Source organism: Anabaena lutea FACHB-196, from assembly GCF_014698305.1.
Lineage (GTDB): Bacteria > Cyanobacteriota > Cyanobacteriia > Cyanobacteriales > Nostocaceae > Anabaena > Anabaena lutea.
Window position 1 is genome coordinate 1 of the sequence record NZ_JACJST010000045.1, and the last position, 18,238, is coordinate 18,238.

Consider the following 18,238-nt stretch of genomic DNA (forward strand, 5'->3'; position numbering starts at 1 on the left):
CTACGAATTCCAACTATATATAAAAAATGGTGGGTTACGCTGTCGCTAACCTACGAATTCCAACTATATATAAAAAATGGTGGGTTACGCTGTCGCTAACCCACCCTACGAAGAATGTTGATGTTACTGGAAATTATTTGTTAGGTTGGGGAGTCATTCGCAAATAAGGTTTGATTTCTTTGTAACCTTTGGGGAATTTCTCTTTGAGAACTTCGGGATCTTTTAATGATGGAACAATTACGCAATCTTCTCCATCTTTCCAGTCGGCGGGGGTAGCGACGCTGTAATGATCAGTCAATTGCAGAGAGTCAATGACTCGCAATAGTTCATCAAAGTTGCGTCCTGTGCTGGGGGGGTAGGTGAAGCTAAGACGCAGTTTTTTGTTGGGGTCAATAACGAAGACGGAACGCACTGTGATGTTTGCAGCTGCGTTGGGGTGAATCATGTCATAAAGGTCGGAAACCTTTTTGTCTGCGTCTGCGAGAATGGGATAGTTGAGGGCGGTTCCTTGGGTTTCTTCGATATCTCCCACCCAGCCATTATGGGAGTCTACATCATCGACGCTGAGTGCGATCGCTTTTACGTTGCGTTTGTCAAATTCTGGTTTCAGTTTAGCTACTGTACCTAATTCAGTGGTGCAAACTGGTGTAAAGTCAGCAGGGTGGGAGAATAGCACTACCCAGCTATCACCTGCCCATGCGTAAAAATCTATGTCACCGTGTGTTGAGGCTTGAGTAAAGTTGGGTACTGTATCACCAAGACGGAGAGTCATGCGAGATTCCCTGTAGTTAGAAAAACATATATATTCTACTTTGAAATAATGCCATAAAACACCGATTATCCCATCGGGCTGTCGAGGTTTGTAACAAAATTTCAAGTTTGGGGATTTTTTTGACCAACCACAATTTTTTGATAAGCTTGAATCACTTGTTGTGCGATCGCATCCCAGCTAAAATTCTGTAAGGCGTATTTTTGTGCATTTAACCCCCGTCGCTGACATTCTTGGGGATTTGACAAAGCTGCTTTTAATAACTCCACCAGTGATTCTACATCAGTTGTCCCCACCCAACCAGACTCACTATCTACAACCTGCTGATATATATGCACTTGGTCAGAAATTATCACTGGTGTTCCTGCTACCATTGCTTCAACTACCGCAATTCCAAAATTTTCATAGTAAGAAGGTAACACAAATAAATCTGCGGCTTTTAATAAAGTAGTTTTGACTTTTCCAGTGACAAAGCCTGTAATTGTCGTGTGTAAATTTAATGGTGAATTTTCGATTTCTGATTGAATTTTAGCCTCATAAATTGGATCTTGGGGATTTGTTCCCGCTAAAACAAAGTGAAATTGCAAACCATCATTTAATAATTTTTCTAAGGCTGGAAGTAATAAATCTAAACCCTTTTTGGGGTCAATGCGGGACATAAATAAAACTACAGGTTTATCACTAGGAATACCCAGCTTACTCCACACCTCTTCAGTATTTAGTTGCGGTGGGATAACACCCAAAGGAATCACTAAATCTTTTGTTTTTACGCCAAATCTTTCTGATATTTTCGCTTCTTGTTCGCTAGTGAAATGAACAGCTGCTGCACCCGCTAAATTACGACGTTCTATCAGTTCAACATAAAGCTGTTTTAATTGTTTTTTCTTTTGTAAATCAGCAGGATCAAGAGTTCCTAAAGGACGTAAAATATAAGGTAGATTTTGTTGACGACACACAGTAGCCGCCGCACTAGTCACAGGAGAAAATAAAGCATGAATATGGGCAATATCAAACTCTTTAGCGTGAGTTTTTAACCATTTTAATAAATCCAGAGAAAACTTATATCTACGAAAAGGCGCACAGTGAAAATAAATTATTTCAAATTCATAACCATCTTGTTTAATTGGTTGATTTAAAGGTACATTCAGAGGTGCTTGACCAAAATCACCATTACTATCAGTAGTGAGAATGGTAACTTCTTCACCTGCTTTTGCTAAAGCTGAGGCTAATCCTATTACCATTTGACTAGGACCGCCATAAATTAAAGAAATCGACGGAACAATATGCAATATTTTCATAATAATGACTAATGACTAATGACTAATAACCAATTCTTTATAAAATTCAAATTGTTGCTGTGCTAAAGCCTTATTTGTATATTTAACCATTGCTTTTTGATAACCCAATTCACCCAAATTTTTAGCTAAATCAGGTTTTTCCATTAATTGCAACAAACAATTAGCCAAAGCTTGAAAATCACCTTCAGGAAAAATCAAACCAGCATCATCGATTACATAAGGAATTTCCCCAGAATCAGAACCAATTACAGGAACTTTGCAAGCCATAGCTTCAATTAAAACATGACCAAATTGTTCTTTCCAACCTACAGCAGTTAGGGTTTTAAACTTGTAAGTAGTTTCTGAAGGCAAAATTAAAGTACTCATTAAATTGATATATTTAGCGACTTCATCATGGGGAACACTTTCCACCATAATTAGTCTATCTTGGATATTATTTTCTGCTGATATTTTAATTAATTCATCTTTTAATTCTCCTCGTCCTAAGAGTAATAATTTCCAAGATTGATTTTTTAAACTTATCAATGCTTGCAATAGAGTTAATAAACCCTTTTCTGGTACAAATCTACCCACAAAACCAACAACAAAATCTCCTTGATTGATACCTAATGTAGCTGCTAATTCTGGTTGTGATTGAGGAATAAAAAGAGTTTCATCTACACCTAATTGTGGCATAACCTTAATTGCTCCCTTGTATCCTTTTTGACGCAATATTTCCGCACCATCTTGATTCCCAGAAATAATACCGTGACTGTTGTTAAGGTTATATTTTTCTAATAAAGCAATTGGTAACTTTAATTCATAAGGTAAATTCCACCAAGTAAAAAATACATTTTTGGCTTTAAGCCCTAATAGCTGATTTAAAATAATCATTTGTGTATAAGCCAAACCCCTAGAACCTTGTTCTACATGGATAATTTGGGGGCGAAATTTTCGCAACAAAGTGATTAAATCAGCCCCAAAAGTCAGCAGTCCTTGATGATTTTGACTAAAATTAGATACAGGTACTATTTTAAATGCACCTTCATCACGATATTGAGATTCAATAATTTTGTTTTGTACTCCACCTGGTTTCCAACGTTTGGGGACTACAACTGTAACTTCAATTCCCGGTTGTAGTCGTGATAAAGCCCGTAACTTCTCACAATTCAAATCTACAATATAGGTATGACTAGCAACTAAAATTCTCATGACTATTTTTGAATAAGAGTTAAAATTTTGAACTAAAACTAAATAGAAGCCTATCTTTTTATTTGGACGGGCAAGATGCCCATCCCACAAGAGTTATTTTGTGATTATGTAATTACCAAAATCTAAACTTGTTGATCTAAACGACTGTAAATTTGCCCATCATTCCAGAGAGATTGAATCATACTACCCACAGCTTTCAGAAAACCCAAAACATAGAAAACCCCACGAGTTGCAACTTTAATCGGAGAACCACTTTTATAACAAGGTGGATTTCCCAGAACGTGACAATCAAACAAACGTCCATAGAGACGTAAAGCCTGGGTAAAAGTGAGATTTTTCAACCCCAATAAAAAATGGTTGTGATAGAAAGTGATTTGATAATTTAGCGATCGCATACTAATATCATGACAGCCTCCCGTCTCTTCCCCTAAATGCACCAAATGCGCCTCCGGGTCATACCAAATTTTATACCCAGTCTTTCTCACCCGCAAACAGAAATCTGACTCTTCCCGCACCGCACTACCGCGAAACCTCTCATCAAACCTCAGCCCATACTTAGTAAAAATTTCCCTGCGAAAAGACATATTACAACCCCGCGCTGTCAGTACCTGTTGGGGTTTGGTAGTATGGACTAAATCAATGTGATACCAAGCAATACCAGGGTCCATTGCTTCCGGGGGTAGATATTCAATCTCCAGTTTTCCCCCAGAATCGCCTAATTTCATTCTGTCAAAAACCCGCCCCGCAACCGCCCCTATCTCTGGATTTTGCAAATAGTTTTTGACATGGGCGCTTAAAAATCCAGGTTCTAACTCCACATCATCATCAATAAATAAGATGATTTCACCCTGTGATCTTCTCACCGCATAATTTCGCGCCCCTGGTAAACTCGCCCAATCCAAACGCATCAATTTAATTTTACCTGCTGCCGACATTTCCTCCAAAAAAGCTTGAGTTTCTGGTTCGTGAGTTTGGGTTTGGTCTACTACCAAAACTTCAAAATGTGGATACTCTTGCTTTAAAACATCGACAATGCTATCTTGCAAAAGTTTTTCCCTTCTATATGTGGGAATAACAACTGAAATTAACGGGTAATTATCCATAGGTTTTGATAGTTTAAATTGTATTAATTAAGATTGCCCAACTTCAGTATAACCCTGCTGCGGCTGCATAAAGATGATCAAATAACTCATTTTGCTTTTCCGCATTATTTACGTTTTGCGCTTGTGCTAATGCTCCTGCGCTTAATGATTCGTAATGTTCTTGTTTATCTGCCCTATCTAAAAACTTGATAATTTGTTCTAAAGCTGCTTCTGCTAAATAATCATAAGTACCATTCAAAACTTCCCAATATTCCTCAGTTTTCAATTTTTCTCCATGTACCCAATTTTTCCATTGTCTAGATTCATTGAGTGGTAATTCTAAAAAATATCCATTTTTCCCTGGAATAATTAATTCTGGTAATGCACATATATTAGTTGTAATTGCAGGTGTAGCCACAGAAAATCCCTCAATCAGGCTAAATCCATAGGTATCTTGTAAGGTTGCCATTAATTGAAAATGACTTTGTGAGAGTAAATCCATTACTTGTTGATTGGGAAGACTTTTATGATAAATAACATTATTTAAATCCAGTAGTTTTAAGTCTTCAGCATATTTATCTCGATTAGGAAAGTCCGTTGGTACACCTTGACCCATTGCCAGTCCAGATACAATATTTACTTGAATGGGTAAACCTAACTTTTCGGCTTTTTTAGCAAATCTTAGGGCAACAATTCCACCTTTTCTAGCAATATGACTACCTACAAAAATAAATTGGAGTTGTTGTTTGTCGTCGTAAGTTTTAGGATGATTAACCCTAACAGGGACGTTAGGATGAATTACAGTTAGTTTTTGCTTAATTTTTTCTGATATATCCCAACCTTCTATCCTCTTGATAATTCTGTGTTTAGCAAAATCTGACATAGCGATAATTTTTTGGCAATTGTCTAGTATTAGACGATTATTTAAGAAGGAATAAACTAGAGATTCTTGCCGATTTCTGGGATTTCTATATAAAGAACGTTGGTCTTCAAATGTGGCAAACCAAGGTTTATTTGTATATATAATTCTATTAAAAGAGTGAATTACATCATACCCACTCCATACAGGTTGCCAAGGCAAAAAGCTACTTAAAGGTCCCCAAAGTTTCCCGATGGGATATCTGCCTGTGGGAAAATTTTTCGGATAAATTAGAGTATGTCGAGAATTACGGGGTAAGTTGTGAGCGGTGATGTGTTTTTGACCTGTTATGACTACTTTTACCATTTTCATCTCCTGGTATTAAAATCATGATGAGAATAATTTATTTCTACTTGCAAATATTGCTAATTTTTTTGTTATATCAATCTAATGAAATCTGTTTTTTTGTATTTTATTTTGAGTATTCGGATTATATATAGGACTCCTATTCGATTTTTGTTGGCGCAGCCTGCGCTTTGCGCTTATAAAATTCTGTACATATCTACCTCTCCTATTCCCTGTTCCCTGTTGTATTTTTAAGCCCGACGTTTTTTCCTGCCTGTTGGTTTGATTTCTACCTCTTCGGTATTTTGTTGTTTATCGATTGCTGGCAATTTGAATGCTATTCCTGCACATAACCAATAATAGACAGCGACTGGATCGACATCTAGAGGGTAGTAATAAGTGTTATAGCTAATAAATAGTATAAACACCCACATACTAGCACCATAAGTCCGTAATTCTGGGTTTTTGATTGAGCGATGTGTCTTAAAAGCCGCAATTGTTATACTGGTAACAAAGCCTAAAAAAGCCAGCATTCCGACAATTCCCACTTCATAGAGTACTTTGGGGTAGTAGGTTTCCACTAACTTGGTTGAACCCATGACACGAGCGGAGTTGGTAGCTCGACCTAAGCCACTACCTATAGGAGTATCAACATCTTTCCAGTTTTCCTCAAATTGGTTAACAATAAATGCTTGAGGTGGTGCTGCATTCCACCGACTAACGAAACTATCCATTCTGTCTTGTACAACAACGGGGTTAGCTGCCATGGCAACTACTAAAATCAGTGCAAACCCTCCTCCTAGTGGAATAAACCGTTTGAGGTTGCCAATTTGACCAGTCAATAATAGCAAAAGTACGAAGCAAGTTGGTACTAAAGCTAGGGCAATTCTCTGTCCAGAGACAACAGCGTTAACAAAAACGAATGCTAAAGCCACCAAACTGATCAGCCGCCAAATAATGGATTTGTCACTAAAAGTGGTGGCAAAGGTAAAAAAGGTACTGGAGATTAAGAACCATGCCCATTGCCAAGGGGCGACAAAGGTTCCTGGCAAGCGAATTACTCCTTGTTCAGGAGTATATAATAATGACCCCCCAAAAAAGCAACGAGCTTCTAGGGATGCTTTAAATAAGGCATCTCCTTCCACACCCACAGTCCCTTTACATACTCCAATTGTGAGTAGGATATATTGGATAACTCCCAAGATACCGCAGACTAGTATCAGGACAATCTGAAGGCGCGATAACAGTATAAAATCTTGTTTATTGCGAATTAAATAGTAGACACAACTGATTAAGGGTACATAGCCTAAGAACACTTTTAAACCGAGAATTCCCACTCCTATAGGTATGTCGCCATCAGATGGGCTTAACTGCTGTCCACCATTGATAAACATCAGGGTTAGCAAAGAGCAACCGAAGAGAATCAAAAGTGGGGTTTTAATGACTTTAGGAACGATGAAGGGTTGATTTTGTTTTTTGCAAGTTTGCCACAGTGCGATCGCAGCTGGAACATAAAAAGCATCTTTGGCTAATTGGAGTATGGGACTGTTACCCAACATATAAATAATTGTACCTGCAAAAGGTACGTACATCACGAAGGCAAATAGAGCTTGGCGGGGATATTTGTAGGAAAGGGAGATCACCAAGATGCCTAATGCGCCTGGAATTGCGATTTTAACTCCACCGACGAAAAACAGCAGCATTCCTAAAAATAAACCGCTTCCTAAAAGTTTACTGATTAAGCTGGTAAATTCTTTACGTGCTTGGGCGGCTTTGCGCTTTTGGGCTAACTCTTCTTTCAGGCTGAGGGTGGAAGTCTCGGCTTTTGACTGCTTTTTTTTTCCCTGAGATTTCCGCTTTGTTTTTGCCATGACCAATAATTACTAATTCGTAATTCGTAATTCGTAATTCGTAATTCGTAATAATGCCTACGGCAGGCTACCGCCAACGTAATTAAGAGGGTAGAAGCCCCCAATGATTGCAACTACGAATTACGTTAGCGTAGGGGAGGCACTATTATCAATTACGAATTACTTTGACTTATTACTGACTACATTGAGGACAATCAACCAGAGAGCATAATTAAGCAATGATTATATGTTCGCTTAATTACTTATCAAAAAAACTCGTCCTGCGGTTCCCTAATGATAAGTCTTTAACCAAGCACGATATTACTTAGCACTTGATTATGCTAAATGTTGCTGGACTTGTGAGACTAATTCATTTGTCCAATGGTTAGCAAGTTCAGCATTAGCAGCTTCAACCATGACTCTGATTAATGGTTCTGTACCAGAGGCACGGACTAAGATTCTTCCTGTATCACCCATTGCGGCTTCAGCTTGTGCGATCGCATTTTGTACGGGTTGACAATTTTGCCATCCTAAACGGCGCTCACGATCTAAGACTCGCACATTCCGTAATAGTTGCGGATAGGTTTGAAAGCTTTGATCTACCATTTCACTCAGGGAAACACCTGCTTCCTTGACGACAGTGGCTATATGCAAAGCTGTTAACAAGCCATCACCGGTAATGCCATAATGACGGCAGAGAATGTGACCTGATTGTTCACCACCTAGCATTCCCCCAGTTTTCAGCATTTCGGCTTGCACATACTGATCACCTACAGCGGTACGAATTAATTTACCACCCAATTGCTGCCAAGCTTTCTCAAAGCCTAAGTTAGCCATGACAGTAGAAATAATTAGATTATCTGGTAACTGTTGCTTTTGTTGCAAGTGACAACCCCAGAGGTAAAGAATATAATCACCATTAATTTCTCTGCCCGTATTATCCACAGCTAAAACCCGATCAGCATCACCATCAAAGGCAAAACCGATATCGGCGTTATGTTGCTTAACTGTGGCTTGGAGAATATCTAAATGAGTGGAACCACAATTAACATTAATGCGATCGCCATCTGCTTGATTATGCAGACAAATCACCTCTGCACCCATTTGTTGAAATACCGACGGCGCTAACCCAACTGCTGCCCCCCAAGCTAAGTCTAAAACAATCTTCATCCCCTGAAGATTCACCGCCCGGTGTAAAGGTTGTTGCAACGCTTCACTATAATGCCCTATTAACTCTTTACGAGAATAATGCCGTCCGCATTGATCCACAACCGCCCCAGGTGATATCTTACCGCGCAATCCTGCTTCAATTTCTGCCTGTAATCCTGGGGACAATTTCGCACCATTGGCACCAAAAAGTTTAATGCCGTTATCTTCTGGTGGGTTGTGGCTGGCAGAAATCATGATTCCACCGATAGCATCACTCATGCTGGCAAGATAGGCCACGCAGGGAGTAGGACATAACCCTAAATACCAAACTTCTAACCCTGCTGCTGTTAAACCTGCACTCAAGGCCATGGCTAACATATCGCTGGAGTTTCTAGAGTCTTGTCCTACAATCACTGGCCCAACTTCAGCCCCATGATTGCTTAATACAATACCCGCCCAAAAACCCACTTGCAACGCTAAGGGCGCACTCAGCAATTCTCCCACTTTCCCGCGAATCCCATCTGTACCAAATAAGGGATTTGCAGGTAGGGGAATGAGGTTAAGCGCACAACTATTTTCAATTCCTGTTCTCAATTCTTCAGATTTGGCAACAGAACCCTCAGAAATCCAGCCTTGAGTCCGAGTTATAGAAGAAACCATACTTTTAAACACTCCACACAATCACACCGGAGAATAACACGTTAGACTTTGTTCAACAATTCTGACGAAATCGCTTTTCAACAGTACGCCCGTAATTGCTTTTCTTAATGACAATTAAGTTTAACGATCCTACATTACGTAAATTTACATATAGTTATAGATCATTAACGATGAATATTGTGTAAATCATAGCTGCTTAAATCATAAAGACAAAAAAATCTATCTAAATTTATTCAAATCTTGTATAATTTAACACATATTTTCTGTATCTTAAAGAATTTTAATATAAATTCTCATCAAATAGTTCTAATGTTACGTTTTAATGGCGCTTTTTAGCCATTGGTAGATTCAGAATTCCGCCAGTTGACTTTTTAAGGTTGATAAATTTAGTATGAGCAGCAATTTAGCAAGCAAATTACGTGTAGGTACAAAAAAAGCCCACACAATGGCAGAGAATGTGGGTTTTGTCAAGTGCTTTTTAAAAGGAGTGGTAGAGAAAAATTCCTACCGCAAATTAGTTGCTAACTTTTATTTCATCTACTCGGCTATGGAAGAGGAGATGGAAAAGCACCGCAATCACCCCATTGTCGGCAAAATTTATTTTCCTCAACTCAACCGCAAACATACTTTAGAGCAAGACTTAACTTACTATTACGGTTACAACTGGCGGGAGCAAATCAAATTATCCCCTGCGGGTGAGGCTTATGTAAACCGGATTCGGGAAATCTCGGCTACAGAACCAGAGTTATTAGTTGCTCATTCTTATACCCGTTATCTAGGTGATTTATCGGGTGGACAAATTCTCAAAGGTATTGCCCAAACAGCGATGAAGCTGGGTGAAGGTGAAGGAACTGCCTTTTATGAGTTTGCAGATATTACCGATGAGAAGGCATTTAAAGCGGAGTATCGGCAAAATTTGGATGCTATGCCTATAGATGATGCCACAGGCGATGGCGAAACGCCCAGCGTAGCTGATCGCATTGTCGAAGAAGCAAATGCCGCTTTTGGTATCAACATGAAGATGTTCCAAGAGTTGGAAGGTAACTTAATTAAAGCGATCGGCATCATGGTTTACAATGCCTTAACCCGGAAACGCACCAAGGGTAGCACTGAATTGGTTACTGCGGAGTAATATAGCAGGAGTCAGGAGTCAGGAGTCAGGAGTAAAACCCTCTCATAGTAAGATTTTCATCATCAATTGATGTCCTAACTACTCTGTCTGCGGCTATAACTAACGAATGTCGAATTATATAGGGGTAATTTCCCTGTGATTGTTTTCTGTGCATGAAAGCAACCGGAGGGAGATTACCCCTAAATTTTAAAATCATCTATATTAGGACTTACGCACAAGTCATACAAGAATGAACCACGTTCTGCGTTCGCGTAGCGGTGCGTAGCACTCAGCAGTTCCCGAAGGGTAGGGACGAAGGACACGAAGGAAAGAGAGTTTTAGAGAGATTTTGCGTCAGTCCTGTAAAATAAAGTCAGTTCAAGTTCAATTAACCTCACTTTTACTTCTGACTCCTGAATTATTCCCAATGAGGTAATTATGGAAAAAACAATTACTATTACTTTTACACCAGAAGGAAATTTAGAACTTCCTCCAGAAATTCGAGAACAATTTGTTAATGGTGAAAAATATTCAGTTACCATAACTGAAGATGGTATTTTTTTTAAAAAAGCTCCTAAATTTAATTGGCAAGAATTAAGGAACAGAAGAGGAGAAGTAATTGATCCTCATCCCTTGACAACAGAAGAAATTTGTGACCTTGTGCGAGAAGTTCGCCAAGGCAATACACAATAATGAAAGTAGTTTTGGATACGAATATTTGGATATCTGCTATCATTTGGGGTGGTATTCCTGACCAAATTTTGCTTTTACGCGAACAAGAAAAACTAACAATTGCTATGTCACAACAATTGTTAGATGAATTAGAAAGCACATTCAATAAAAGAAAACTAGCACCTAAATTACAAGCTTTAAATTTAACAGTTCCTACAATTATTAATCTTATTAGAGAGTCAGTGATTTTTTATTCTATTCAGGAATTAAACGTTCCTGAACTCAGAGATATAGATGATAATATTATTTTAGCTACTGCTATTGCCGCTGAAGTTGATGTGATTATTACAGGTGATCAAAATTTACTCGTTTTAGTTGAATATCAAGGAATTGCAATTAAGACAGCAAAAGATTTTTTGTACGAATATCAAATTAAGTAAATTAATCTAATAATTCTTGATCTATATTCTGGGCTAAACTACCATTATTACCGTGCTGTACTCACTAAATACACAATATATTGATTTAAACTCACTCCTTCTCTTTCCGCAGTTTCAGATAAACGTCGATGTAATGATTTAGGCATTCTTAACATTAACTTACCACTATAACTATCATCTGTACTGGGTAAAGGAATATTATCCCCCGCTTCATAAGCTGTTTCTATCCACAATTCCCGCGCTTCATTGATATTTGTCATTGTTTCTTCTAGAGTTTCTCCTTGAGTGAAACATCCAGGTAAGTCTTTAATTTCTGCTACATATCCCACTTCTGCGTCAGGGTAAAAAGTGACGGGATATTGCAGGTTTAAATAGTATTCTAGATATGGTTGTACAAATTTCATTAATTTGCTTATAAAAACATGAGATATTAACTAACAGCAAAGTTTGTATATGGTCTGATTTGAGGATGACGAAAACCAAGTACAATATCCTGTGCAGGAACACCTGCTGCTATGAAATCATTAGCAATACCTTCTTCTGTGTCATCATATTGAATCCAAATTTTCTGATCAATTAAATCTACATGAATTGGTGTGGTATGTAGATATTGATCATCATTCCAACCGATATCTAAAACTAGATAACGTCCATGTTCATCATCAAATAAAACTTGGGAGTTATAACCATCAGGTATAGAAGCGCGATATTCGGCAGTTTCTGTTAATATTATTTTGATAATTTCTTGATATTTTAATTTGGTATCCATTGTACTATCTCCTCCTATCCCTCTTTTGGATTTAGGTTTGAGGAAGTGATGGGGTATTGTTTGTAAGGAGCATTTCTTGAAATTCAGCTTTGCGCGACCAGTATGCTACATTAGAGACTTGTTCTAGAAGAGTAATATTTTCAAGTTTCCAAATGTCTATAGTATCGTCAAATAATGAAATAAATTTGTAATTTCTCTCTTGAAGGTAGCTAAGGTCTGACCAAACAGTAAAAACATTATCAGCCCTACTATTACCTGCTGCCACGCTTGCTGTACTTAATACATCAATTAATGATATTTGGTGGCGATATTCGGTGAAAAAATCTACTTTTCGAGAACGCCCAGAACGCCCTGCAAATTTCTTATTTTGTTCAAAAGGTATTTGTTTCTCTGTTAAAAATTCTGCTACTTCTTCTATAATTGACTCAAAAGCTCTAGTCTTAAATGTAAACCAAATATCAGAAACTCTAAATGCTGCTTGCGATAAAGTTGTGACGGCAGAAGCTAAGTTTTCATTTCCTTGTATTCTAATTATTAACATTCCTCTGTATTTTTCGACACCATGAGTTAATAGTGTATCTTGAATGAGCGTTTCTTGCTTTTCTGACCTTTTCTCAGATATAGTTTGCATCCGTAGCCAGCGTAAAGTTTCACCTAAATCTGTCAAGATATATTGCCCATCTTTTTCCTTCAGATATATATCAATAACGTCACCGTCAGGATAAAGAAATGGGGTACGTATACGGATATAGTCGTTTACCGTTGAACAGGTAAACAACTTTCCAATCGTTTTGGCAATTTCTTCACAAGGGCTTAACATTAGATGAATAAATCTAGCTGTAATGGCGGTGGATCTTGCATAATTCCATTATGCTTTATTTTTGACTCTAGACAAAATTGTTGCCATACTTTGACTGGATCGGTGACAGGAGCAGTTATATCCGGTGGAACATAAGCTTCTTTATCTCGATACGACTCTTTCCAGCGATGCTTGTGTTTTTCTCCTACTAGGTTTCCATCAGGATTTTTATGATCTTGTCCTAAATCCAAAGCATATATTCTACCAGCAGCCTTATGGATGAGTGCATAGGTCAGTTTTTCTATGAGCGGGTTATAACTACCTTTGACAACAATGGGATAACCAGCATTTGAGGTAAGCTTAACACTAAATTCTACGGTAGGAGAATGGTCTTCATCTTCACTCCATAAAATATCAACATCAATTTGTTTTGTTGTATCATTTATCAATTCCTCAAATTCTGCTTGAATCAACATCAGTAGCCAAAAAAACACAACATAAATTATTGTTTCATATAAAACACTAAAAAAAACCTAGTTACTGCCAAATGCGATCGCTATTTTGATTAAACTTAATGAAATTAGGTTAAAATCCGAATATTGGCAATTTTAGGTATAAAAACTAGATTATGGCAAATGATGAGCATTTGGCAATATTGAGCAAAGGTGTAGAGGTTTGGAATAAGTGGAGGTTAGAAAATCCAAATATCACACCTGACCTGAGAGAAAATGATTTTTGGGGAGGTGATCTGTCAAGTTTTAACCTTAGAGATGCAGATATTTGTGGCGCAACCCTCAGTAACTGTACGCTATTGAAAGCTGACCTACGTAATACTAAACTTTACAGGGCTGACCTTAGTGGCGCTGACCTTTACATAGCTGACCTACGTAATGCTGATATCCGCGAAGCTAACCTCTTTATGGCTGATTTGCGTAAATGTGATTTTACAGCAGCTAACCTATCTGGTGCTTTTTTAATTAATTCTAGGATTATTGATGTAAATTTCCGCTTGGCTAATATTACAGGTGCTTATATAAAAGATTGGCTAATTAACAATAGAACAAACTTAGATGGCGTAATTTGTGAATATATATATCTTGATTGGAATAAAAAAGAAAGACGACCTATCAATGGTAATTTTGAGCCTAGAGAATTTGCCAGTTTATATAAAAAGATTATAGAAAATACAGATTTAATTATCAGCACAACTCTTGAAAAAGATAATAATATCAATAACCAAGGAGTTCAATTTTATTCAAACTCAACAATTCACACTTGGGAAAATCTACGCTTTCGCTCAAAAACAGAAATCAAAATTGCTGAAGCATTAGACAGAACTGGAGTTTTATTTGTACCCAACTCCTTAGCACGACTCACTACAACCAAAGGTAGAGAAAATAAAGAAGCTGATTTCCTCATTTGTTATAAAGGTAAATGGGGAGTTTTAGAAGTTGATGGACCTTTTCACACCGCAGAACGCAGAGTAGAAGAACAAGAAAGAGAACGCATTTTCAAAAAAAATGGTATCAAAGTTGTAGAAAGATTTGATTCTGAAAGATGTTATAACAATCCTGATGAAGTAGTCCAGGAATTTTTCAACATGATAGAAATTGGATATTCTTAAAATAATCTGACCTCACCCCAACCCCTCTCCGACACGGAGAGGGGCTTTTAAACTAAATAATTAGTAATATTAAATTAAGTATTTAAGCCTCTCCATTATTAAATGTTATTCCTTTTCCCTCTCCTCTTAGGAGAGGGTTAGGGAGAGGTTTGGACAGGGGTTATACAATATATGGTAAAATTGAATTCAAAACCACACACAAAACATGGCTACAAAAATCCCCGTTACCGTGATCACAGGCTTCTTAGGAAGCGGTAAAACCAGCATTATCCGTCACCTCCTCCAAAACAACCAAGGACGACGCATAGCAGTATTAGTCAACGAATTTGGCGAACTGGGGATAGATGGAGAATTATTAAAATCTTGTCAAATTTGCCCAGAAAATGAAACAGCAGAAAATCAAGAAACTAACATATTTGAACTGACAAACGGCTGTTTATGCTGTACCGTTCAAGAAGAATTTTACCCCACAATGAGGGAATTAATTAAACGCCGAGATAGTATAGATTATATTATCATTGAAACCTCTGGTTTAGCCTTACCAAAACCTTTAATTAAAGCCTTTCGTTGGCAAGAAATCCGCAATGCAGCTACAGTAGATGCAGTAATTACAGTAGTAGATTGTGCCGCAGTTGCTGCGGGAACATTTGCAAGTGATTTAGAAGCAATAGCAGCACAACGCCAAGAAGATGATAGTCTAGAACATGAAACACCATTACAAGAATTGTTTGAAGATCAACTTGCTTGTGCTGATTTAGTGATTTTGAATAAAACTGATTTAGTTGATAGTGAAACTCAAGCACAAGTTCTAGAATTAGTCAAGAATGAATTACCTAGAGTTGTGAAAATTGTCTCTAGTGATTATGGTAAATTAGACGCATCTATATTATTAGGATTTGAATCCGCAGTTGAAGATAATTTAGATTCTCGTCCTAGCCATCATGACACAGAAGAAGACCATGATCATGATGATGAAATTAACTCAACTCACGTGATTTTAGACCGGACATTTGACCCCGAAAAGCTACAAGCAAAATTAGAGAAACTGGTACAAGAACAAGAAATTTACCGCATTAAAGGTTTTGTGGCTGTTGCTAATAAACCCATGCGGTTAGTTATGCAAGGTGTAGGAAATAGATTTGATAAATTTTATGATCGTCCTTGGAAACTAGAAGAAGCAAAACAAACCAGTTTAGTTTTTATCGGTCGTAATTTACAATCTTCAGAAATAGAATCTCAATTAGTAGCTTTGTAATATGAATATCACAGATTTGTTTAATGTAGCCAATCTTTTTGTTTTGCCTTTTTGGGCTTTAATGATTTTCTTACCCAACTGGAAAGTTACGCGCAAGGTAATGGAATCTTATTTACCTTTTGTAGTTTTAGCTGGTGCATATTCCTATTTATTTGTCGTCAGCATTACTCCAGAAAATTCCGAAGCATGGTCAAATCCTCAATTAGCAGATATAGCAAAATTATTTGCTGATGAAAAAGTCGCTGCTACAGGTTGGATTCACTTTTTGGTAATGGATTTATTTGTCGGAAGATGGATTTATTGGGAAGGACAAAAAACTGGGATTTGGACAATTCACTCTTTGGCTTTGTGTTTATTTGCTGGCCCTTTAGGTGTACTTTCTCATATTTTCACCTATTGGATTACAAAAGCTTTTTCTAAAGGTTCTGACAGTGCGAAGCTAGAAGAAAAAACTGCTGCTAATTAAATTGACAGTTGAGAATTAAGAAAACAGGGTTTAGCATTGCTAAACCCTAAAAATTTTATGTTTAGAGATATTTAATGAAACGTCTCAATGTGATTTATAACATCCAGAAGATTAAATTTATTAAGCAGCTGTAGCTATCCTATATTGAGAATCTAACCAACAGAGTGGTAGTTCCTCACCAGATGGAAAAACTAACTCTTCCTTTTTATAGATGTCTGTTTCCTGTTCTTCTTGTCCTTCTTGGTCTTGGGCGTGGACAATTTCACTATTGGGATCAAGTAGTTCCTGAATATCGACTATTTTAACTAAATTCTGGCTATCTTTGAGTTGTAAAAGCATAGTACGAGACCCTCCATTAATTATTTCGTGTAGTGTTGATGTGTGAATTTTAAACGCAGAGGTACGCGGAGGTTAGCGCAGAGGTACACAGAGGAAGAGATTAAGAGATAGTTTAGATTTCTCTTTGATATTTTTCCAAAATATCTACTAAGGCAACTTGGCATTGCAAGGGTAATAAATCAATTAAAGCTAGTTCCTTTCTACCACCGCCAATTTTAACTGGGATAGATTCCAAGACTTGAATAACTTGATCTTCATTGACAGTCTTGGAAGTAATTAAAGGATATAACTGTTCAGCAACAACGGTATGAAGTTTGGCATTAGATAAATAAAGATGCCACTTAGCAACATCTATATAGACAGTTTCGCCAATTTCAGCTGCTAGGGCTTCTAGTAATTCTGTGGTATTAGTTTTAGCCATTGAAATAACCTTATGGGAAATAATAGCCTGAACCTTTAGCTTATCTCACATTATTACGCAATTAGCTAAAATATCTCTACTACCACAGGTTACAATTACCCCAGCTTCAGCAGTCATTCTTTAGGTAGATTTAGGGGGTGTTTGATCGTAATTAGCGATCGCACTAATATAAATTAGATGCAGCAGTACTACACCTACCCAACCGATTGTTAAAGGTGTTAACCACTCCCAGGATGTGGCTTTCAAGATGTGGAAAAACCACAACCCCGAATTGACAGTAGCAGCAACAGCTACATGAAAAGCAAAATTCATCCGGTCATCTAATTTGCGAAAATCTGGGTCTTTGCGATCAGGTTTGCGAGGCCAACGAGGAGGCATAAATAATAAATATTTGTGAATTTGTTACAGAGGTTCATACACCCTCATCATTTTAAGGGTTTTAGGTGTCAGTTGCTTACATAAGTAGTCGTGCAAAATAAATTATCTAGTTAGGGGAGGGAATAGGAATAGTCAAAGAATACAGAGATTTTTATTTTTTGGCAAAATGTATAATTAATTTTCCTGAGGTAATTACCTACATTAGAGTAACTGAATTTTCGTAAGCCAACTCCATAGTCTCCAGTAACTTGGGAATATCATAGGGTTTAGTTACCCAATAGGAAATACCCAAAGTTGAAACTAATTCCTCTGGATAGCCATAAGCCGTAGCGAATACAATAGCTAAATTTATACCCAGGGTCTGAAGGTGTTGGTAAACTTCAACTCCTGTGAGTTCAGGCATTCTATTATCTAAAATCAATAAATCTGGTTGACACTTAAATACTTTTTCTAAAGCTTCTTTACCATCTTTTGCTTCTCTGACATCCCACCCTTCTTGATGCAGCAAAAAAGAGAGCATCTCTCGACAATCTTTGTCATCTTCGGCAATCAGGACTTTGCGCTTTATTAAATTTTGATCCTTCATAAATTTTTTTTGGTTATGGGTAGAGAAAAAATCTCAGTCTTTGGTTCTGATTTGGAAGAATTTAATCCAGGAAGCAGGGTAAGCTCATCTAATTTGGTATAGTATGAACTTGACAAAAGAAACAAGATAAGCAGCAGGAAGCAGAGAAAAATTTTACTTGACATGACAGCAAAAG

Annotated in this window: 21 protein-coding genes; 6 read left to right on the forward strand and 15 right to left on the reverse strand. The window is 37.4% G+C overall.

Going from position 1 to position 18,238, the window contains the following annotated elements; all coding sequences use genetic code 11:
* Positions 1-133: 133 nt before the first annotated feature.
* From H6G59_RS26240 to glmM, 7 genes are all read right to left on the reverse strand, one after another.
* Entirely contained in the window at positions 134-772 is a 639-nt protein-coding gene (locus H6G59_RS26240; protein WP_015215850.1) for a peroxiredoxin, read from the reverse strand.
* Between the two features lie 101 nt (positions 773-873).
* Positions 874-2,067 (reverse strand): hormogonium polysaccharide biosynthesis glycosyltransferase HpsP, encoded by a 1,194-nt coding sequence (gene hpsP, locus H6G59_RS26245; RefSeq protein ID WP_190720781.1) that lies wholly within the window; start codon positions 2,065-2,067, stop codon positions 874-876.
* A gap of 15 nt (positions 2,068-2,082) precedes the next feature.
* Positions 2,083-3,258, reverse strand: a complete 1,176-nt coding sequence (gene hpsO, locus H6G59_RS26250; RefSeq protein ID WP_190720783.1) for a hormogonium polysaccharide biosynthesis glycosyltransferase HpsO — start codon at positions 3,256-3,258, stop codon at positions 2,083-2,085.
* A 122-nt stretch (positions 3,259-3,380) separates the two neighbouring features.
* Positions 3,381-4,361 carry a hormogonium polysaccharide biosynthesis glycosyltransferase HpsN gene (gene hpsN / locus H6G59_RS26255; protein ID WP_190720786.1) on the reverse strand — a complete coding sequence of 327 codons (981 nt, stop codon included), beginning with the start codon at positions 4,359-4,361 and terminating at the stop codon, positions 3,381-3,383.
* A 43-nt stretch (positions 4,362-4,404) separates the two neighbouring features.
* Positions 4,405-5,565 carry a glycosyltransferase family 4 protein gene (locus H6G59_RS26260; protein WP_242038985.1) on the reverse strand — a complete coding sequence of 387 codons (1,161 nt, stop codon included), beginning with the start codon at positions 5,563-5,565 and terminating at the stop codon, positions 4,405-4,407.
* A gap of 230 nt (positions 5,566-5,795) precedes the next feature.
* Positions 5,796-7,415 (reverse strand): hormogonium polysaccharide biosynthesis protein HpsL, encoded by a 1,620-nt coding sequence (gene hpsL / locus H6G59_RS26265; protein WP_190720790.1) that lies wholly within the window; start codon positions 7,413-7,415, stop codon positions 5,796-5,798.
* Positions 7,416-7,730: 315 nt separating this feature from the next.
* On the reverse strand, positions 7,731-9,203 hold the full coding sequence (glmM, locus tag H6G59_RS26270; protein WP_190720794.1) for a phosphoglucosamine mutase: 1,473 nt from the start codon (positions 9,201-9,203) through the stop codon (positions 7,731-7,733).
* 391 nt (positions 9,204-9,594) lie between these two features.
* Between glmM and H6G59_RS26275 the strand changes: the two genes are divergently transcribed.
* From H6G59_RS26275 to H6G59_RS26285, 3 genes are all read left to right on the forward strand, one after another.
* The gene (locus tag H6G59_RS26275; protein WP_190720797.1) at positions 9,595-10,335 is read left to right on the forward strand and encodes a biliverdin-producing heme oxygenase; all 741 of its coding nucleotides are present in this window, start codon (positions 9,595-9,597) and stop codon (positions 10,333-10,335) included.
* A gap of 417 nt (positions 10,336-10,752) precedes the next feature.
* A complete protein-coding gene (locus tag H6G59_RS26280; RefSeq protein WP_190720799.1) occupies positions 10,753-11,007 on the forward strand; it encodes a hypothetical protein in 255 nt (84 codons plus the stop codon).
* Entirely contained in the window at positions 11,007-11,426 is a 420-nt protein-coding gene (locus H6G59_RS26285) for a putative toxin-antitoxin system toxin component, PIN family (protein WP_190720802.1), read from the forward strand. Before H6G59_RS26280 ends, H6G59_RS26285 begins: the two co-directional genes overlap by 1 nt.
* A gap of 47 nt (positions 11,427-11,473) precedes the next feature.
* On the opposite strand, the gene H6G59_RS26290 is transcribed toward H6G59_RS26285, so the two are convergent.
* Genes H6G59_RS26290 through H6G59_RS26305 form a run of 4 tightly spaced genes read right to left on the reverse strand, consistent with a single transcriptional unit; the run spans position 11,474 to position 13,488 of the window.
* A complete protein-coding gene (locus H6G59_RS26290; protein ID WP_190720805.1) occupies positions 11,474-11,830 on the reverse strand; it encodes a type II toxin-antitoxin system HicB family antitoxin in 357 nt (118 codons plus the stop codon).
* A 26-nt stretch (positions 11,831-11,856) separates the two neighbouring features.
* A complete protein-coding gene (locus H6G59_RS26295; RefSeq protein WP_190720809.1) occupies positions 11,857-12,195 on the reverse strand; it encodes a XisI protein in 339 nt (112 codons plus the stop codon).
* Between the two features lie 31 nt (positions 12,196-12,226).
* The gene (locus H6G59_RS26300; protein ID WP_190720812.1) at positions 12,227-13,015 is read right to left on the reverse strand and encodes a DUF1828 domain-containing protein; all 789 of its coding nucleotides are present in this window, start codon (positions 13,013-13,015) and stop codon (positions 12,227-12,229) included.
* Positions 13,015-13,488: a DUF6978 family protein gene (locus H6G59_RS26305; RefSeq protein WP_190720815.1), complete on the reverse strand. Its 474-nt coding sequence runs from the start codon at positions 13,486-13,488 to the stop codon at positions 13,015-13,017. Before H6G59_RS26305 ends, H6G59_RS26300 begins: the two co-directional genes overlap by 1 nt.
* A 134-nt stretch (positions 13,489-13,622) precedes the next feature.
* Between H6G59_RS26305 and H6G59_RS27515 the strand changes: the two genes are divergently transcribed.
* The 3 genes from H6G59_RS27515 to H6G59_RS26325 all read left to right on the forward strand — a co-directional run bounded on the left by H6G59_RS27515 (position 13,623) and on the right by H6G59_RS26325 (position 16,339).
* On the forward strand, positions 13,623-14,618 hold the full coding sequence (locus tag H6G59_RS27515) for a pentapeptide repeat-containing protein (protein ID WP_242038986.1): 996 nt from the start codon (positions 13,623-13,625) through the stop codon (positions 14,616-14,618).
* 205 nt (positions 14,619-14,823) lie between these two features.
* Positions 14,824-15,873 carry a cobalamin biosynthesis protein CobW gene (gene cobW / locus H6G59_RS26320; RefSeq protein ID WP_190720818.1) on the forward strand — a complete coding sequence of 350 codons (1,050 nt, stop codon included), beginning with the start codon at positions 14,824-14,826 and terminating at the stop codon, positions 15,871-15,873.
* A 1-nt stretch (position 15,874) separates the two neighbouring features.
* Positions 15,875-16,339 carry an ABA4-like family protein gene (locus H6G59_RS26325; protein WP_190720821.1) on the forward strand — a complete coding sequence of 155 codons (465 nt, stop codon included), beginning with the start codon at positions 15,875-15,877 and terminating at the stop codon, positions 16,337-16,339.
* 120 nt (positions 16,340-16,459) lie between these two features.
* Here H6G59_RS26325 and H6G59_RS26330 read toward each other — a convergent pair whose 3' ends face one another.
* The 4 genes from H6G59_RS26330 to H6G59_RS26345 form a co-directional block, all read right to left on the reverse strand.
* Entirely contained in the window at positions 16,460-16,678 is a 219-nt protein-coding gene (locus H6G59_RS26330) for an acetyltransferase (protein WP_190720824.1), read from the reverse strand.
* Positions 16,679-16,790: 112 nt separating this feature from the next.
* A complete protein-coding gene (locus H6G59_RS26335) occupies positions 16,791-17,099 on the reverse strand; it encodes a DUF3181 family protein (RefSeq protein WP_190720826.1) in 309 nt (102 codons plus the stop codon).
* 120 nt (positions 17,100-17,219) lie between these two features.
* Positions 17,220-17,477 carry a hypothetical protein gene (locus tag H6G59_RS26340; protein WP_127052340.1) on the reverse strand — a complete coding sequence of 86 codons (258 nt, stop codon included), beginning with the start codon at positions 17,475-17,477 and terminating at the stop codon, positions 17,220-17,222.
* Positions 17,478-17,673: 196 nt separating this feature from the next.
* A complete protein-coding gene (locus tag H6G59_RS26345; protein WP_190720828.1) occupies positions 17,674-18,063 on the reverse strand; it encodes a response regulator in 390 nt (129 codons plus the stop codon).
* Positions 18,064-18,238: the final 175 nt, after the last annotated feature.

Bases quoted from the DNA above. Each gene is read 5' to 3' on its own strand.
- H6G59_RS26240 (WP_015215850.1), bottom strand. From the start codon at position 772: ATGACTCTCCGTCTTGGTGATACAGTACCCAACTTTACTCAAGCCTCA.
- hpsP (WP_190720781.1), bottom strand. From the start codon at position 2,067: ATGAAAATATTGCATATTGTTCCGTCGATTTCTTTAATTTATGGCGGT.
- hpsO (WP_190720783.1), bottom strand. From the start codon at position 3,258: ATGAGAATTTTAGTTGCTAGTCATACCTATATTGTAGATTTGAATTGT.
- hpsN (WP_190720786.1), bottom strand. From the start codon at position 4,361: ATGGATAATTACCCGTTAATTTCAGTTGTTATTCCCACATATAGAAGG.
- H6G59_RS26260 (WP_242038985.1), bottom strand. From the start codon at position 5,565: ATGGTAAAAGTAGTCATAACAGGTCAAAAACACATCACCGCTCACAAC.
- hpsL (WP_190720790.1), bottom strand. From the start codon at position 7,415: ATGGCAAAAACAAAGCGGAAATCTCAGGGAAAAAAAAAGCAGTCAAAA.
- glmM (WP_190720794.1), bottom strand. From the start codon at position 9,203: ATGGTTTCTTCTATAACTCGGACTCAAGGCTGGATTTCTGAGGGTTCT.
- H6G59_RS26275 (WP_190720797.1), top strand. From the start codon at position 9,595: ATGAGCAGCAATTTAGCAAGCAAATTACGTGTAGGTACAAAAAAAGCC.
- H6G59_RS26280 (WP_190720799.1), top strand. From the start codon at position 10,753: ATGGAAAAAACAATTACTATTACTTTTACACCAGAAGGAAATTTAGAA.
- H6G59_RS26285 (WP_190720802.1), top strand. From the start codon at position 11,007: ATGAAAGTAGTTTTGGATACGAATATTTGGATATCTGCTATCATTTGG.
- H6G59_RS26290 (WP_190720805.1), bottom strand. From the start codon at position 11,830: ATGAAATTTGTACAACCATATCTAGAATACTATTTAAACCTGCAATAT.
- H6G59_RS26295 (WP_190720809.1), bottom strand. From the start codon at position 12,195: ATGGATACCAAATTAAAATATCAAGAAATTATCAAAATAATATTAACA.
- H6G59_RS26300 (WP_190720812.1), bottom strand. From the start codon at position 13,015: ATGTTAAGCCCTTGTGAAGAAATTGCCAAAACGATTGGAAAGTTGTTT.
- H6G59_RS27515 (WP_242038986.1), top strand. From the start codon at position 13,623: ATGGCAAATGATGAGCATTTGGCAATATTGAGCAAAGGTGTAGAGGTT.
- cobW (WP_190720818.1), top strand. From the start codon at position 14,824: ATGGCTACAAAAATCCCCGTTACCGTGATCACAGGCTTCTTAGGAAGC.
- H6G59_RS26325 (WP_190720821.1), top strand. From the start codon at position 15,875: ATGAATATCACAGATTTGTTTAATGTAGCCAATCTTTTTGTTTTGCCT.
- H6G59_RS26330 (WP_190720824.1), bottom strand. From the start codon at position 16,678: ATGCTTTTACAACTCAAAGATAGCCAGAATTTAGTTAAAATAGTCGAT.
- H6G59_RS26335 (WP_190720826.1), bottom strand. From the start codon at position 17,099: ATGGCTAAAACTAATACCACAGAATTACTAGAAGCCCTAGCAGCTGAA.
- H6G59_RS26340 (WP_127052340.1), bottom strand. From the start codon at position 17,477: ATGCCTCCTCGTTGGCCTCGCAAACCTGATCGCAAAGACCCAGATTTT.
- H6G59_RS26345 (WP_190720828.1), bottom strand. From the start codon at position 18,063: ATGAAGGATCAAAATTTAATAAAGCGCAAAGTCCTGATTGCCGAAGAT.